Raw genomic sequence first — 15,839 nt, forward strand, 5'->3', positions numbered from 1 at the left:
CCGAAGCGCCCGAAGCACCCGAAGCACCCGTCGAAGGAGACCCGGTGAGCAACGACGACCTGACAGCCAGCCCCGTGCGAGCCCACGGCACGCGCCTCGAGTGGCGTGGGGGCGGCGAGACGCTCGTCGTCGAGCCCTGGGGGCCGGACGCCGTCCGCGTCCGCGCCACCCTCATGGGGGAGGTGGCAGACACCGAGCACGCGCTCCTGCCGCGGGACGAGGTGCCCGCCGCCACGGACGTCTCGGTGGACCTGCGGCCGGACGGGGCGACGCTCGTCGTCGGCGCCCTGCGCGTCGAGCTGCGCGAGGTCCGCTGGTTCCACGAGACGACGGGGCACGAGCGCACCCGGTGCGACGTGTCGTTCCACGACCGCGACGGCCGCACGCTGCTGCGCGAGCAGGACCGGGGCGGCTCCCTGGACCTCCTGGCGCGGCGCTTCCGCCCGCGGCTGGGCGGCGACCTCGAGCTCACGGCGTCGTTCGAGGCCGACCCGGACGAGAAGCTCTACGGGATGGGCATGTACCAGCAGCGGGTGCTCGACCTCAAGGGGTCGACGTTCGAGCTGGCGCACCGCAACTCCCAGGCCTCGGTGCCGTTCGTGCTGTCCAGCGCCGGGTACGGCTTCCTGTGGAACGACCCGGCGATCGGACGCGCGACGTTCGCCCGCAACCGCACCGAGTGGTACGCCGAGTCGACGCGGCAGCTGGACTACTGGGTCGTCGCCGGCGACACGCCCTCCAGGATCACGAGCGCGTACGCGGACGCGACCGGCCACGTGCCCGAGATGCCGGAGCGCGGCCTGGGGTTCTGGCAGTGCAAGCTCCGGTACACGAGCCAGGAGGAGCTGCTCGCCGTCGCCCGGGAGCACCGCCGTCGAGGGCTGCCCCTCGACGTGATCGTCGCCGACTTCTTCCACTGGCCGCGCATGGGCGACTACCGCTTCGAGGAGGAGTTCTGGCCCGACCCCGCGGCGATGGTCGCCGAGCTCCGCGACCTCGGTGTCGAGCTCATGGTGTCCGTCTGGCCGCAGGTGTCGCTCGAGTCCGAGAACTACTCGCACCTGCGCCGGGAGAACCTCCTGGTGCGCGCGGAGCGGGGACTCGACGTCCAGATGGCGTTCCAGGGACCCAGCGCGTTCCTCGACGTGACGAACCCGGAGACCCGGCGGTGGCTGTGGGAGACGTGCCGGCGGAACTACGGCGCGCACGGCATCCGTACCTTCTGGCTCGACGAGGCGGAGCCCGAGTACGGGGTCTACGACTTCGACGCCTACCGCTACCACCTCGGCCCGAACCTGCGGGTCGGGAACCTCTACCCCCAGCTGTACTCGCGGGCGTTCTGGGACGGGCAGCGGGCGGACGGTGAGCACGAGGTCGTGAACCTCGTGCGCTGCGCGTGGGCGGGGAGCCAGCGGTACGGCGCGCTCGTGTGGTCCGGGGACGTCTCGTCGACCTGGGCGGACCTGGCGCGGCAGGTCACGGTGGCGATCCACATGGGCGTGGCCGGGATCCCGTGGTTCACCACGGACATCGGAGGGTTCCACCGCGGTGACGTGCACGACCCGGCGTTCCACGAGCTGCTCGTCCGGTGGTTCCAGCTCGGCGCGTTCAGCCCGGTGATGCGGCTGCACGGCGACCGGCTGCCGTACGGCGACGTCGCCGCCGCGGACGGCTCCCCTCGCCTGCGGACCGGTGGGCCGAACGAGCTGTGGAGCTTCGGGGACGACGTGTACCGGGTGCTGGAGCGCTACGTGCACCTGCGCGAGGCCCTGCGCCCGTACCTCCGGTCCGTCATGCACGCCGCGCACACCGACGGGCAGCCCGTGGTGCGGGGCCTCTTCCACGAGTTCCCGCAGGACCGCGTGGCGTGGGACACCGGCGACCAGTTCCTGCTGGGCCCCGACGTGCTCGTGGCTCCCGTCCTCGAGGCGGGCGCGCGCTCCCGCGACGTCTACCTTCCCGAAGGGGCGCGGTGGACCGACGCCGCCTCGGGCGTCGTGCACGACGGCGGGGTCACGGTCCGCGCGGAGGCGCCCCTCGACGTCGTCCCGGTGTACTTCCGCGACGGGGCGCTGGCCGAGCTGGTCGGCCGTACCGCGGGTCTGCACGACCCGCGCTGACCGCGCCGTCCTCGACGACGGCGGTCCGACGGCCGTCGTCGAACCGGTTCGACGCAGGAGGAGGAGGAGGAGGAGGAGACGGATCCCCGCCGCGGGGATCACCGCCTCGGACGACGAAGTCCGGGTGCGGACCCGAAGGTTCGACGACGAGCGAGGTCCTCGACGAGGAGGCTCCGGGTGGCCTGGCTGCCTCCGGGCTCCCGGGGGCTCCAGGAGAGGAGGAGGAGGACGAGTCGCCGCTCGCCCGAGCGAGCGGCACGGAAAGGCCCAGCACGACCGCCCCGCGGGAGGAACCACGGGGCGCACCACGCACGGGCGCGATCGACCGGGCGACGACGCCACGGGATCCGAGCACGTCGTCCAGGACGCCGCGCCACCGATCGAGACGGAGGACAACCGTGTCACCCACGAGAACCACACCCGCTGCGCCGCGCAGGCGCACGGCCGCGCTGCTCGCGACCGCCCTGGTCGCACCGCTGACCCTCACCGGAGCCGCACTGGGGCTCACCACGATGTCTGCAGCAGCCGCGCCCGGGCCGGAGTCGACGCTCGTCGTCGAGGCCGACCAGCCGTTCCGCGACGTGTCGTACGTCGCCACCGGCTCGCTGTACGGGATCGCCGACGAAGGCGTCCCCTCCGACGATCTCATCGCTCCGATCAAGCCCAACACGTTCATGCAGATGCCGCCGAACGGGCGGCAGCAGCCGACGGGCGACACCGCGAAGGTGTGGCGGACCGCGGCCCGGCACGACGCCGGCGTCGTCGTGCGCATCATCGACTACTACCCGGGCTGGCCGTACCAGTTCAGCTGGGAGAACGCGAACGGCCGCAAGGCCTGGGAGGACGTCATCCGCGACGTCGTCGCCGACGTCGAGGCGTCCGGGGCGACGAACATCGTGGCGTACGCGCCCTTCAACGAGCCCGACATCACGTGGCGGGCGGCCGAGAACGGCGACTTCCTGGACGCCTGGAAGTTCACCTACGACGTGCTCCGCGAGGAGGTCGGGCCCGACGTCCCGATTCAGGGTCCCAGCTTCTCGGACAACATCAGCCGGATGCGCGAGTTCCTCGAGTTCGCCAAGGCGACGAACACCGTCCCGGACGTGCTCGAGTGGCACGAGCTGATCCGTGCGTCCAAGACGAAGGGCGACGTCGAGTCGGTGCGCGCCATGCTCGACGAGCTGGGCCTGCCCGACCTGCCGATCGACATCGCGGAGTACGCCTCGCCCCAGGAGGTAGGGCTGCCGGGGCCGCTCGTCGGCTACATCGCCGAGTTCGAGCGGTACGGCATCGAGCGCGCCGAGCTCGCGTTCTGGAACCAGTCCGGCACCTTGGGCGACCTGCTCGTCTCGCGCGGCGGAGCGCCCAACGGCGCCTACTGGCTCTACACCTGGTACGCGGACATGGAGGGCCAGATGGTCACCACGACGCCGCCGTCCAACGAGAGCCCGCTCGACGGTGCCGCGTCGGTGAACGACGCGCAGGACGAGGTGAAGATCATCGCGGGCGGCAACAGCGGCGCCACGTCGATCGTCGTGAACGGTCTCGACGAGCTCGCGCTCGGCGACTCCGTGAACGTCAGGCTCGAGACCACGCCGTCGTACGGGCGCACCGTGCCGACGCCGGGCCCGATCACCATCTCGGAGACCACCTACGAGGTCGGCGAGGACGGATCGATCACGGTCCCCGTCGTGATGAACCCGAACTACGGCTACCACGTGGTCGTGACCCCCGCGGCCCCGACGCAGAGCCTGGCGGGCACCTACACCCTCACCAACCGCAACAGCGAGCTGGTGCTCGACACGGTCGACGGCGGGACGACGGCCGGTACGCACGTCGTGCAGGCGGCAGCCACGGGCGGCGCCACGCAGGTCTGGCGCGTCGAGGACGCGGGTGACGGCCTCTACACGATCGTCAACGACGCGAGCGGCCTCGCGCTCGGCGTCGAGGGCGCGTCGACGGTGAACGGCGCACCGGCCCTCGTGCAGGTCGACGACGGCGCGGAGTCCACGCTCTGGCAGCTCGTGCCCGACCCCGAGGGCCGGGTCCGGCTCGCGAACTACGGCACCGGGCTCACGCTCGGCGTCCAGGACATGAGCACCGACGCCGGAGCGCCGGTGGTGCAGTGGACCGACGGCTCGCCGACGTCCAACTGCACGGCCGACGGGGACCGCCAGCCCGGCCGGATCGGGACGGCGATCGACTTCTGCAAGAGCAACTCGTACGTCACCCTGCCCAACGGGACGCTGAGCGGCCTGACCGGTGACTGGTCCGTCTCCACGTGGATCAAGCCCGGCGCGCTCGCGACGTGGTCGCGCGTGTTCGACCTCGGCGGGAGCTCCAGCAAGAGCATGTTCCTCACGGTCAGCGCGGGCAACGGGCCGCGGTTCGCGATCACGGCCAACGGGGCGGGCGGCGAGCAGCGGCTGAGCTACGACGGCCAGAACTTCGCCCTCGACCAGTGGTCCCACGTGGCGATCACCGTCGCCGGCACGTCGGGCACGATGTACATCAACGGCCGACCCGTCGCGACGGGCACGATCACGACGTCGCCGTCCGCGCTGGGCGACACGACCAGCCGCAACTACCTCGGCAAGTCGCAGTACGGCGGCGACCCGGCGTTCGACGGCGCGATCGACGACTTCGCGATCTACGGCCGGGCGCTCTCGGCCCAGGAGGTCACGACGCTCGCGTCGGGGCAGCCCGCGGACGGTGACGTCGCGAGCTACGCGTTCGACGAGGACGGCGGCAGGACGGTCGTCGACTCGTCGGGGAACGGTCGTGACGCGACGATCACCGTGGGCGGCGGGACGGGGGGCACGACCATCGCGACCGACGCGGAGACGGCGGACCGGTTCTGGGTCCTCACCCCGGTGGAGGACGCTGCGGACCTCTCGGTGGACGTCGTGGCCCAGCCGCGGTGCCTCGCCGGGAAGCCGTACGTGGCGGTCCGCGCGACCAACACGGACGACGTGGCGCTGGGCGTGGAGATCGTGACGCCGTTCGGCGAGAAGTCGTTCCCGTCGGTCGATCCGGGCAAGAACGCCTACCAGTCGTTCGCGGTCCGCACCGCGGCCGAGGCGGGGTTCGCGGTCGTCACCGTGAGCGCCGCCGACGGCCGCACGTCGACCGTCGAGGCGGCGTTCGACGTGCCGACGTGCGGCTGACGTAGCCCCCGGTCCGTCGTCCGGGAACGATCGGGGCCCCGCACCCTGGCGTGCGGGGCCCCGATCGTGCGGAGCCGCCACCTCTCCGGGGCGAAGAGACGAGGGGCTCGACCGGACGGTCCTCCTCTGCACCCCTGCCGGCTCTCCGGGTGCACGGCCGACGTGGGGGCCGGACGACGCTGGGTACCGTCCGATCACCGGGGCCGGGAGCGTGACGCACCCGGCCAGCACCTTACGAGGTGATGGGGTGCGGTCCGCCGTCACCGGCGCTCGGGGCGCACCCCCGTGCCGGCAGGTCGGGGCCTCTCAGCAGCGGGCGAGCACGCCTCGCCGTCCCGTACGGCTAGCGGCCGCCGACCCCGCCCGGCAGGACCTCGTAGCGGTCGGGCACCGCCGTGAACGACCCACGTCCACCGGTGAGGGAGCGCAGGTCGAGGACGTAGCGGGTGAGCTCGGCCTCGGGGACGAGCGCGTCGACGCGGACGCGGCCGTCGGGCAGGGAGTCGGTCGCGGTGATGTGGCCGCGGCGTGCGGAGAGGTCGCCCATGACGTCGCCCTGCGCGTCGGACGGGACGGTCACGGACACGGCGGAGACGGGTTCCAGGACGACGGTGCCCGCGGCCGCGAGCGCCTCGCGCACCCCGACCCCGCCCGCGGTGCGGAACGCCATGTCGGACGAGTCGACGGAGTGCGCCTTGCCGTCGAGCACCTCGACGCGCAGGTCGACGACCGGGTAGCCGTGCGGCCCGCCGCTCTCCATGGCCTCGCGCGCACCGCGCTCCACGGCGGGGAGGTACTGGCGCGGCACCGACCCGCCGACGACGGAGCTCACGAACTCGAACCCGTCCCCGCGCGGGAGCGGCGACACCCGGAGCTGCACCACCGCGAACTGCCCGTGCCCGCCCGACTGCTTCTTCACCTTGCCCTCGACCTCGACGGCGCGCGTGACGGTCTCGCGGTACGCGACCTGGACGGGCTCGGTCGTGACGCGCACGCCGAACGAGCGTTCCAGCCGCTCGACCGCGACGGCGAGGTGCGTGTCGCCGAGGCCCCCGAGCACGGCCTGCGACCCGGTGAGGTCGACGTGCAGGGTCGGGTCCTCGGCGCGCAGGCGGGTCAGCGCGGAGGAGAGCTTGTCGTCGTCGGACTGGGACACCGGCCGCAGCGCGAGCGCGTAGACCGGTGCGCGCGACGGCAGGTCGCGCGCGGCGACGGGCATCCGTCGCCCTGCGAGCAGCGTCCCGGTCGAGGCGGCGGCGAGCTTCGCGACGGCGGCCACGTCGCCGGCGACCACGCGGTCGACCGCGACGTGCTCGCGCCCGCGCAGCCGGAACAGGCCGTGCACGCGGTCCTCGGCACCCGTCGCGGTGCTCACGAGGCGGTCGCCCGTCGCGACGGACCCGGAGAGCACCTTGAACACCGACACCTGGCCCACGAACGGGTCGACGACGGTCCGGAACACGTGCACGAGCGCGTCGCCCGCGGGGTCCGCCGCTACCTCGGACGTCGCCCCGGCGCCCGACCCGGCGCCGTCGGGCAGCGCGACGACGGCCGCACGCTCGACGGGCGAGGGGCCGAGCTCGCACACGAGGTCGAGCACGCGGTCGACGCCGACGCCCGTCACCGCGGACGTGAGCAGCACGGGCACGGCCTCCCCCGTGAGCACCTCGTGCGCGAGCGTGCGCTCGAGGTCCGCCGCCCCGGGCTCGTCGCCCGCGAGGTACGCCTCGAGCTGGTCGTCGTCGTGCGTGACGATCTCCTCCACGACCTCGTCGTGCAGGGCGTGCTCCTCGTCGCGCACGTCCGCGGGGACGTCCTCCTCGTGGGTGCGGCCGTCGCCGTCGTACTCCCGGGCGCGCTCGGTGAGGACGTCGGCCACGCCGTGCAGCGACTGCTCCTCGCCGAGCGGGAGCTCGAGCGGCACGAACGGCGCGTCGAGCGCGCCGCGCAGCGCGCCGAGGACGGTGCGGAAGCTCGCCCGCGCGCGGTCCTCCTGGGAGACGACGACGAGGCGGGGGATCCCCGCCTCGTCGCAGCGCCGCCAGACCTCCTCCGTGCCCGACTGGACCCCGTCGACGGCGCTCACCACCACGACCGCGAGGTCGGCCACCGCGAGCGCCGCGTCCACGGACCCGGCGAAGTCCGGGGCCCCCGGGGTGTCGAGCAGGGTGACCTGGTGCGTGACGCCGTCCGGCGCCCGCCAGTCGAGGTGCGCGACGCCGAGGCTCACCGAGATGCCGCGCGCGACCTCCTCGGGCTCGTGGTCGCAGACGGTCGTGCCCTCCGCGACGGACCCGGCCCGCGGGATCGCGCCCGCGCGATGGAGGAACGCCTCTGCGAGCGTGGTCTTGCCCGACCCGCTGTGCCCCACGAGGGCGACGTTGCGGGTCGTGGCCGGGCCGGTGGACGTCGACGTCGTGGCCATGGCTGCCTCCTGGCGGCGGCGGGGCGCCGTGTCCCGCCACGTTCCAGGCTAGTGACGTCGCGCGGTTCGTGCCCGGGCCGGAGGTCCCGGCCCGGGCACGAGCCCTACAGGTGCAGGTCCGCGTAGACGCGCAGGGCGTCGCGCACGAACGTCGCGCCCTCGACCCCGCCGTAGTTCTTCGCGAACCGCTCGTCCGCCACGTACATGTCGCCGAGGCCGAGGACGTACTCCTTGACCGGTGCCGCACCGGCGCCCGGCGTGCCGGGGATCGCGCCGAGCCACTCGACGTGGCGGCGCGCGAGCGCCTGCGCCTCCTCGGAGGCCGGGTCGACGCCCCGCGCGGCCGCCGCGGCCCAGTCCTCGCCGAGCTCGCGGGCGCGGGCCTGCCACGCCGCCCGCTCGTCGTCGGACATCCCGCGCCACCAGGCGTCGCCGCGCGCGTACGCGTCCTTGCCCCAGCGGTCCTCGACCTCGTCCTTGTACTGCGTGTGGTCGAACCCGTCGAACATGTCGTCCGCCATGAGCTCGCCACCTCCTTCCATCGTGGTGATCGTCCGTTCGACCGACGCGATCTGTCGCGCCAGCCGCTGCCGCTCCGCCTGCAGCCACTCGAGGTGGCCGCGCAGGGCCCGCACCTGGGCGTCCCTGCCCGACGGCGGCCGGTCGCCCCGCTCCCCCGGGTCGCCGTCGAGCGCCTCCTGGATCGCGGGGAGCCCGAGGCCGAGGTCGCGCAGGAGCAGGATCCGCTGGAGCCGCACGAGCGCGTCGGCGTCGTAGTGGCGGTAGCCGTTGGACGCGACCCGGCTGGGGCGCAGCAGACCGACCGCGTCGTAGTGGCGCAGGGTCCGGCTCGTCGTGCCGGCGAGTCGCGCGACCTCCTGGATGGACCAGTCGGCCGTGCGCTCGCTCGTCGTTCCGGCGGCACGCATCTCCTGTCTCCTCTCACGGTCTCGGTGGCTCGGCGGTCGCCTCGTGCGGCAACGAGCACCACGCTAGAAGTTGACGCTACGTCAAGGTCAACAGGTTGCCTCGGACAGGGCTTCCGGCACGGCAGGGCAGGGCCGACGGGCGTACCGTCGAGGGAGAGCGCCCGCGGGTGGGCGCGACGAGCACGGAGGCCGCCATGGCCACGACGCAGCAGGTACGGCAGCACTACGCCGGCAAGGACCTCGCGGCCCGCCTCCTCGCTGCGGCGGGAGCCGGCGACGGGCCGGTGACGGTCGACGCGCTCGCCCCGTACGACGAGCTCCACGCCGGGGGCGCGACGTCGACCACCGCCCTCCTCGACCTCCTCGGGCTCGCGCCGGGCACGGCGCTGCTCGACGTCGGCAGCGGGCTCGGCGGCCCGGCGCGGCTCGCCGCGCACCGGCACGGCTGCCAGGTCACCGGGGTGGACCTCAGCCCGGACTTCGTCGACGCCGCGCGCGAGCTCACCGCGCGGACGGGGCTCGCCGACCTCGTGACGTTCACGTTGGGCGACGGCGACCGGCTGCCGTGCGCGGACGCCTCGCACGACCGCGCGATGCTCGTCCACGTCGGCATGAACGTGCCGGACAAGGCGGCGCTCTTCACGGAGGTCCACCGCGTGGTGCGCCCCGGGAGCCCGTTCGGGCTGTTCGAGCAGATGCGGGTCGGACCGGGTGACCTGCCCTTCCCCCTGCCGTGGGCGGTCGACGCCGGGTCGTCGTTCGTCGAGACCCCGGACGACTACAGCCGCGCGCTGACGGCCGCCGGGTTCGACGTCCTGCGGGTCGAGGACCGGCGCGCGGCGCTCGCCGCCGGGGGCGGACCCCGGCAGGACGGCCTCGTGGTCGTGTTCGGTGCGGAGTTCGTCACGCGGATCGGCAACAACGTCGCCGCGACGAGGGCGGGTCTGCTCGCGCCCGTCCTCGTCGTCGCCCGCGCCTGAGCGGCGACCCACCGTCCGCTCCGGCACGATCGGCCCGCGTCGCCGACGGTCGGCGATGTCCGTCAGGCGGCGAGCGGCGCCCGGCGGAGCAGGACGGTCGCGAGCTCGGCCGGCGTCCCGACGACCGCCGTCGCGCCCGCCGCGGTCAGCTCACCCGGGCGCGCGTAGCCCCACGCGACCCCCACGCACGGGATCCCGTGGACGGCGGCGCCGAGGACGTCGTGCTCGCGGTCGCCGACCATGACCACGCGCCGAGCGGCGTCGAGCGACGCGAGCGCGTGCGCGACGACGTCCGCCTTGGCACTGCGCGAGCCGTCGAGCGTCGCGCCGAACACGTCGTCGAGGCCGCGGTCGAGGTGCGCGTCGAGCCCGAAGTGGGCGACGATCCGCCGCGCCATCGGCTCCGGCTTCGACGTCGCGACGGCGAGGCGCAGCCCGGCGCCGCGCAGTGCCGTCAGGCACGCGGGGATGCCGGGGTAGACCGCGTTGTCGAGGAGGTTCCCGGCCGCGTACACGTCACGGTAGGCGGCGACGGCGTCGGCCACGCGGTCGTGCGGCACGCCGTGCGCGGCGAACGAGTCCCCGAGCGGCGGGCCGACGAAGCCGCGGAGCACCGCCTCGGCGGGGACCGGGAGCCGCAGGACGCCGTACGCGTGCCGCACCGACGCGAGGATGCCGGGGGCCGAGTCCGTGAGCGTGCCGTCGAGGTCGAGCAGGACGAGGTCGTCGCGCGCGCTCATCCGGCAGGCGCCTCGTCGGCACCGTGACCCGAGGTCTCGCCCGGGCCCGCGGCACCGCCGGGGCCGGAGGTGCCGGGTCCGGTCGTCCCGGAGCCCACCACCGCAGCCGGGCCGCTGCGGCGGCCCACGACGAACCCGACCGCGCCTCCGAGGAGCAGCGCGCCCGCGCCGGCGAGGAGCGCCGCGGTACCCAGCGGGTACGCCCCGCCGGGGACGAACGTGGTGCCGGACAGCGGCGCGTACGCGAACCATCCGGACGCCGTCGGGCGGCTCGCGACCCAGCCCGCGACGGCCAGCAGGGCGACGCCGACCAGGACGAGCGCCGCGAGGACCACGGTCGCGACGCTCGGACGGCGCGAGGGAGGGACGGACGAGGGCTGCTCAGGAGCGGTCACGCGGCCATGGTCCCGGGCGACGCCCCTCGCGGCAACCGTCACCCGCACGGCGCCGAGCGCACGAGACGGTCGCGTCCGGACGAGGCGACCGCGACTTCTCCTGCCCTCGACGCCGGTCGTCGCCGGGCGCTACTCGCCGACGGTTCCGTCGATCGCCTCGCGGAGCAGGTCGGCGTGGCCGTTGTGCCGGGCGTACTCCTCGATCATGTGGACGAGGATCCAGCGCAGGTTCCAGCGCTCGCCCGTGTGGCGGTCCGCTCGCACGCTCAGCCGGTCGAGGCCGCCGTCGGCGAGCGCGTCGTCGAGGATCGCGTCGGACGCCGCGACGGCACGGTCGAAGAGCATGCGCAGCTCCTCCGGGGAGTCGCCCGCCGCCGTCGTCCAGTCCCAGTCGCGGTCCTCGGCCCAGTCGGCGGTGTCGAACGGCGCCATGAGCGGGTCACCGAGCAGCACCTCGGAGAACCAGTTCGACTCCACGAACGCGAGGTGCTTGAGCAGCCCGCCGAGCGTCATCGACGAGGGCCGGAGCCGGTGGGAGAGCTCGGCCGCGTCGAGGCCCGACGTCTTCCAGCGCAGCGTGTCGCGGTGGAAGTCGAGGAAGCCGCGCAGCGTAGCCACCTCGTCGGCTCTGACGGGCGGATCGGTGCGGTGGTCGGTCACGGCGCCACCCTAGCGGCGCCGGTAGCGCCCCGGCCGCACGGCGCCGGACCGGCGCCAGGTCACGGCAGCTCCGCCTCCCACGCGAGCCACCTGCGCCGTACGGCCGCGTCGACGTCGACCCCCTGGGAGCGCGCGAGCAGGAGCAGGTGCGCCAGGACGTCGGCGACCTCGTCCGCGAGGGGCGAGGCCCCGCCGTCGTTCCCGGTGGCCCCGTCAGGGGCGGCGCCGGACGGCGGTGCGTCCCCGCGCGGGCGGGTGCGTCCCGTCGTGACGAGGAACGCCTGGGTGAGCTCCCCGACCTCCTCGGCGAGCTTGAGCATGAACCAGTCCGGGTCGCGCTCGACGCCGAACTTGCGCGCGTAGAGCGCCGAGACGGCCTCGACGCGCTCGCCGAGGCCGGAGACCGTGAGGGGCGCGTCGTCGTCCATCGGGCCAGTGAACCACCGGACGCCGCCGACCGTCCGGCAGCCGTCGTCCGCACCCGGCAGCACGGGGGGCAGGACCCGCGCGAGACGGACGGCAGCCCTACCGCACGGCGAGCGCGACGACGAGCAGCAGCACGGTCGCGACGATCTCCCCGATCCCGACGGCCCGCGGGCTCAGGGGCCGTCCCGGCAGCGCGGCCGCGCGCACCGTCGCCGCGGCGAGGAACGCCGTCGCCCACCACCACGAGGGGTCGTGCACGACGGCGACCACGCCCGCCGCGACGGTGACCGCCGCGTGGTACGCGACCGAGGCGACGACGTACGACCGCACGCCGCGCTCGCGGATCATCGTCTTGACGTAGAGCACGGTCCCGAGCAGGTAGGCGAGCAGGAGCGCGGCGACGAGCCACACCACCACGGGGACCGCCAGCACGGGCGCGCCCGGGGGCCGGCACGCGGCGTACGCGACGACCGTCATGAGCGACGCCGCGACGGTCATCGCGCCGCCCGCGGCGACCGACCGCTCGGTGCGCTGGGCGGAGGCCCACAGCCCGAGCGCCAGGAACGGGACGAACGCGGGCGCCCAGAGCACGAGCGCCGGGTCGAGCGCGAGCACGACCAGCCCGAGCGCCGCGGCGGTCGCGCCGTACGTGAGCATCGGGCGCCGGTAGCGCGGCCGACGACGCGACTTCAGCCAGAGCCCGGCCGCGAAGTAGGCGAGGTAGCCGACGAGCCACAGCGCACCGAGCGCGACGGTCACGGGCCGGAACCCGGCGTCCTGGATCCCCCGGACCGACCCGACGACGAACGGCAGGAGCAGCATCGGCCACGCGCCGTGCTGGTTCGGCACCCAGCCGGGGGGACGTCGGGACACGCCCCGAGGCTAGCGCCGCGACGCACGGTCCCGACCGCGAGAAATCCCCGTCGCGCCGGGCCTCAGGACCCGCCCCGACGGGACCAAGGTCCCGACCTGTCCCGCGCTCGCCGCCACGCCGGGGATCCGCGTCGCACGCGCCCCGTGGACTAGATATGGTGGCGCAGCCGTGATCCAGACCCCACATGTTGGGGTGCGGTCCGTCTCGCAACCCCTGCGGGACGCAGACGAGAACTCGGTGGGCAGAGGGGACGAGCGATGACCACCATCGAGCTCGACCAGGCAGCACCGCGCAGCACGACCGCCACGCTGGAGGTCCTCAAGCGCGACGGCCGTCGGCGGCCGTTCGACGACGGCCGCATCCGCGCCGCCGTGGCGAAGGCCTTCGCGGAGGTGCACGGCGACCTCACGGCCGCGCACCGGAGCCGTGTCGACGAGGTCGTGGACCGCGTCGACGCGGAGATCGCCGCGCGGTTCGTCGGCACCGTGAAGATCTACGAGATCCAGGGCGTCGTCGAGCACGTGCTGCTCGGGTCGCACGAGTACGACGTCGCGCGCGCCTACATCGACTACCGCGTGCAGCGCGACTTCGCGCGCAGCCGGGCGACGGACCTCAACCACTCGATCGTGCGGCTGCTGGACAAGGACTCCACGGTCGTCAACGAGAACGCGAACAAGGACAGCGAGGTCTTCAACACCCAGCGCGACCTCACGGCCGGGACCGTGGGCAAGGCGATCGGGCTGCGGATGCTCCCGCCGCACGTCGCGAACGCCCACCAGAAGGGCGACCTGCACTACCACGACCTCGACTACCACCCCTACGCGCCCATGACGAACTGCTGCCTCATCGACTTCCGGTCGATGCTGTCGAGCGGCTTCCGGATCGGGAACGCGCAGGTGGAGCCTCCCCGCTCGATCCAGACCGCGACGGCGCAGATCAGCCAGATCATCGCGAACGTGTCCTCCAGCCAGTACGGCGGGTGCTCGGTCAACCGCATCGACGAGCTCCTCGCTCCCTACGCCGAGCGCAACCTGGAGAAGCACCTCGCGGACGCGCGCCGCTGGATCGCCGACGAAGCCGCGCACGAGGAGTACGCGCGCGAGAAGACGCGCAAGGACATCTACGACGCGATGCAGTCGCTGGAGTACGAGATCAACACCCTGTTCACGTCGAACGGGCAGACGCCGTTCACGTCGGTCGGGTTCGGGCTCGGCACGGGCTGGCTGGAGCGCGAGATCCAGCGCGCGATCCTCCAGATCCGGATCCGCGGCCTCGGGAGCGAGGGCCGCACCGCGATCTTCCCCAAGCTCATCTTCACGCTGCGCCGCGGCGTGAACCTCGACCCCGGCGACCCCAACCACGACCTCAAGCAGCTCGCGGTCGAGTGCGCGACGAAGCGCATGTACCCGGACGTGCTGTCGTACGACAAGATCGTCGAGCTCACCGGGTCGTTCAAGGTGCCCATGGGGTGCCGGTCGTTCCTCCAGGGCTGGCAGGACGAGCACGGCCAGGACGTCTCCGAGGGGCGCATGAACCTGGGCGTCGTGACGCTCAACCTCCCGCGCATCGCGCTCGAGGCGGACGGCGACCTCGACACGTTCTGGCGACTGCTCGACGAGCGCCTGGAGACCGTGCACGACGCGCTCGTCTTCCGCATCGAGCGCTGCAAGGAGGCGACGCCGGGCAACGCGCCGATCCTCTACGTCCACGGGGCGTTCGGGGAGCGTCTCGCTCCGGACGACGACGTCGACCGGCTCTTCCGCGACGGCCGCGCCACGGTGTCGCTCGGGTACATCGGGCTGTACGAGGTGGCCGCCGCGTTCTACGGCGGCGCCTGGGAGCACGACCCGCGGGCCAAGGAGCTGACGCTCGACGTGCTGCGCACCCTGCACGCCCACGCCGCGGGGTGGACGGCGCGGACCGGGTACCGCATCAGCGTCTACGCGACGCCGAGCGAGAGCCTCACCGACCGGTTCTGCCGCCTCGACCGGGAGCGGTTCGGCGCGGTGCCCGACATCACCGACAAGGACTACTACACGAACAGCTTCCACTACGACGTCCGCAAGAACCCGACGCCGTTCGAGAAGCTCGACTTCGAGGCCGAGTACGCGCGGTACACGTCGGGCGGGTTCATCCACTACTGCGAGTACCCGGTGCTCCAGCAGAACCCGAGGGCGCTGGAGGCCGTCTGGGACTACGCGTACGACCGCGTGGGCTACCTCGGCACGAACACGCCCATCGACCGCTGCTACGCGTGCGGGTTCACGGGCGACTTCGACCCGACCGCGCGCGGCTTCGCGTGCCCGTCGTGCGGCAACGCCGACCCGCGCACGTGCGACGTCGTGAAGCGCACGTGCGGGTACCTCGGCAACCCGCAGCAACGCCCCATGGTGCACGGCCGCCACGCGGAGATCTCCGCGCGGGTCAAGCACCTGGCGGGACCGACGTCGTCCACCGCGGACGACGGCGCGCCGACCGCCCCGGGCCGGGCTGCGCCGTCGGGCACCGCGTAGGAGGGACGGTGGCACGCACCCCCGGCCCCGGCTGGCGCTCGGACCGCGTCAGCCGGGGGTACGTCGCGGACTACAAGCCGTTCGTCATGGTCGACGGCGAGGGCGTGCGCTGCTCGCTCTACGTGAGCGGCTGCCTGTTCGCGTGCGAGGGCTGCTTCAACGAGGCCGCGTGGAGCTTCCGCTACGGACGCCCCTACGACGACGCGCTGGAGGAGCGCGTCCTCGCCGACCTCGCGCACCCCGCCGTGCAGGGCCTCTCCCTGCTCGGCGGGGAGCCGTTCCTCAACACGGAGGTGTGCCTGCGGCTCGTCCGCCGGCTGCGCGCGGAGCACGGCGACCGCAAGGACGTGTGGTGCTGGACGGGCTACACCCTCGAGGAGCTGCGCACCGGCTCCCCCGACCAGCGCGCGCTGCTCGCCGAGGTCGACGTGCTCGTCGACGGCCGCTTCGAGCTCGCGCGCCGCGACCTCACCCTCGCGTTCCGCGGCAGCACCAACCAGCGCGTCCTCGACGCGCGCGCGTCGCTCGCGTCGGGCCACGCCGTCCCGTGGCCGCGCGTGCCCGACGCCGGACCCGCCGCGGGTGCGGACCTCGCCTCGTAGCGACCGAC

12 protein-coding genes are annotated in these 15,839 nt (G+C 73.8%); 5 read left to right on the forward strand and 7 right to left on the reverse strand.

The annotated features are described in order from the left end of the window. Window positions 1-44 precede the first annotated feature (44 nt). Both ABWU78_RS12685 and ABWU78_RS12690 read left to right on the forward strand, forming a co-directional pair. Window positions 45-2,120 carry a glycoside hydrolase family 31 protein gene (locus ABWU78_RS12685; RefSeq protein WP_439158598.1) on the forward strand — a complete coding sequence of 692 codons (2,076 nt, stop codon included), beginning with the start codon at window positions 45-47 and terminating at the stop codon, window positions 2,118-2,120. A 398-nt stretch (window positions 2,121-2,518) separates the two neighbouring features. Then, window positions 2,519-5,287 carry a LamG-like jellyroll fold domain-containing protein gene (locus tag ABWU78_RS12690; RefSeq protein ID WP_439158599.1) on the forward strand — a complete coding sequence of 923 codons (2,769 nt, stop codon included), beginning with the start codon at window positions 2,519-2,521 and terminating at the stop codon, window positions 5,285-5,287. Between the two features lie 343 nt (window positions 5,288-5,630). Here ABWU78_RS12690 and ABWU78_RS12695 read toward each other — a convergent pair whose 3' ends face one another. Together ABWU78_RS12695 and ABWU78_RS12700 are read right to left on the reverse strand one after the other, a co-directional pair. Next, window positions 5,631-7,712 (reverse strand): elongation factor G, encoded by a 2,082-nt coding sequence (locus tag ABWU78_RS12695; RefSeq protein WP_439158600.1) that lies wholly within the window; start codon window positions 7,710-7,712, stop codon window positions 5,631-5,633. 104 nt (window positions 7,713-7,816) lie between these two features. Continuing rightward, a complete protein-coding gene (locus ABWU78_RS12700; protein WP_439158601.1) occupies window positions 7,817-8,641 on the reverse strand; it encodes a MerR family transcriptional regulator in 825 nt (274 codons plus the stop codon). Between the two features lie 194 nt (window positions 8,642-8,835). Here ABWU78_RS12700 and ABWU78_RS12705 point away from each other — a divergent pair, with 194 nt between their 5' ends. Beyond that, window positions 8,836-9,621, forward strand: a complete 786-nt coding sequence (locus ABWU78_RS12705; protein ID WP_439158602.1) for an SAM-dependent methyltransferase — start codon at window positions 8,836-8,838, stop codon at window positions 9,619-9,621. A 62-nt stretch (window positions 9,622-9,683) separates the two neighbouring features. On the opposite strand, the gene ABWU78_RS12710 is transcribed toward ABWU78_RS12705, so the two are convergent. The 5 genes from ABWU78_RS12710 to ABWU78_RS12730 all read right to left on the reverse strand — a co-directional run bounded on the left by ABWU78_RS12710 (window position 9,684) and on the right by ABWU78_RS12730 (window position 12,715). After that, window positions 9,684-10,361, reverse strand: coding sequence for an HAD family hydrolase (locus tag ABWU78_RS12710; protein WP_439158603.1), 678 nt, complete (start codon window positions 10,359-10,361; stop codon window positions 9,684-9,686). Next, window positions 10,358-10,756 (reverse strand): hypothetical protein, encoded by a 399-nt coding sequence (locus tag ABWU78_RS12715; protein WP_439158604.1) that lies wholly within the window; start codon window positions 10,754-10,756, stop codon window positions 10,358-10,360. Before ABWU78_RS12715 ends, ABWU78_RS12710 begins: the two co-directional genes overlap by 4 nt. Before the next feature lie 129 nt (window positions 10,757-10,885). Continuing rightward, window positions 10,886-11,416: a DinB family protein gene (locus ABWU78_RS12720; RefSeq protein WP_439158605.1), complete on the reverse strand. Its 531-nt coding sequence runs from the start codon at window positions 11,414-11,416 to the stop codon at window positions 10,886-10,888. 59 nt (window positions 11,417-11,475) lie between these two features. Continuing rightward, window positions 11,476-11,844 carry a pyrophosphatase gene (locus ABWU78_RS12725; protein WP_439158606.1) on the reverse strand — a complete coding sequence of 123 codons (369 nt, stop codon included), beginning with the start codon at window positions 11,842-11,844 and terminating at the stop codon, window positions 11,476-11,478. Between the two features lie 97 nt (window positions 11,845-11,941). After that, complete coding sequence (locus ABWU78_RS12730) at window positions 11,942-12,715, reverse strand: YwiC-like family protein (RefSeq protein WP_439158607.1); 774 nt, start codon at window positions 12,713-12,715, stop codon at window positions 11,942-11,944. Window positions 12,716-12,973: 258 nt separating this feature from the next. On the opposite strand from ABWU78_RS12730, the gene nrdD reads away from it, so the two are divergent. Together nrdD and nrdG are read left to right on the forward strand one after the other, a co-directional pair. Beyond that, a complete protein-coding gene (nrdD, locus tag ABWU78_RS12735) occupies window positions 12,974-15,229 on the forward strand; it encodes an anaerobic ribonucleoside-triphosphate reductase (RefSeq protein ID WP_439158608.1) in 2,256 nt (751 codons plus the stop codon). A gap of 8 nt (window positions 15,230-15,237) precedes the next feature. Beyond that, window positions 15,238-15,831 (forward strand): anaerobic ribonucleoside-triphosphate reductase activating protein, encoded by a 594-nt coding sequence (gene nrdG / locus ABWU78_RS12740; protein ID WP_253052263.1) that lies wholly within the window; start codon window positions 15,238-15,240, stop codon window positions 15,829-15,831. Window positions 15,832-15,839: the final 8 nt, after the last annotated feature.

The organism is Cellulosimicrobium sp. CpK407 (assembly GCF_051844275.1).
Classification (GTDB): Bacteria; Actinomycetota; Actinomycetes; order Actinomycetales; family Cellulomonadaceae; genus Cellulosimicrobium; species Cellulosimicrobium cellulans_G.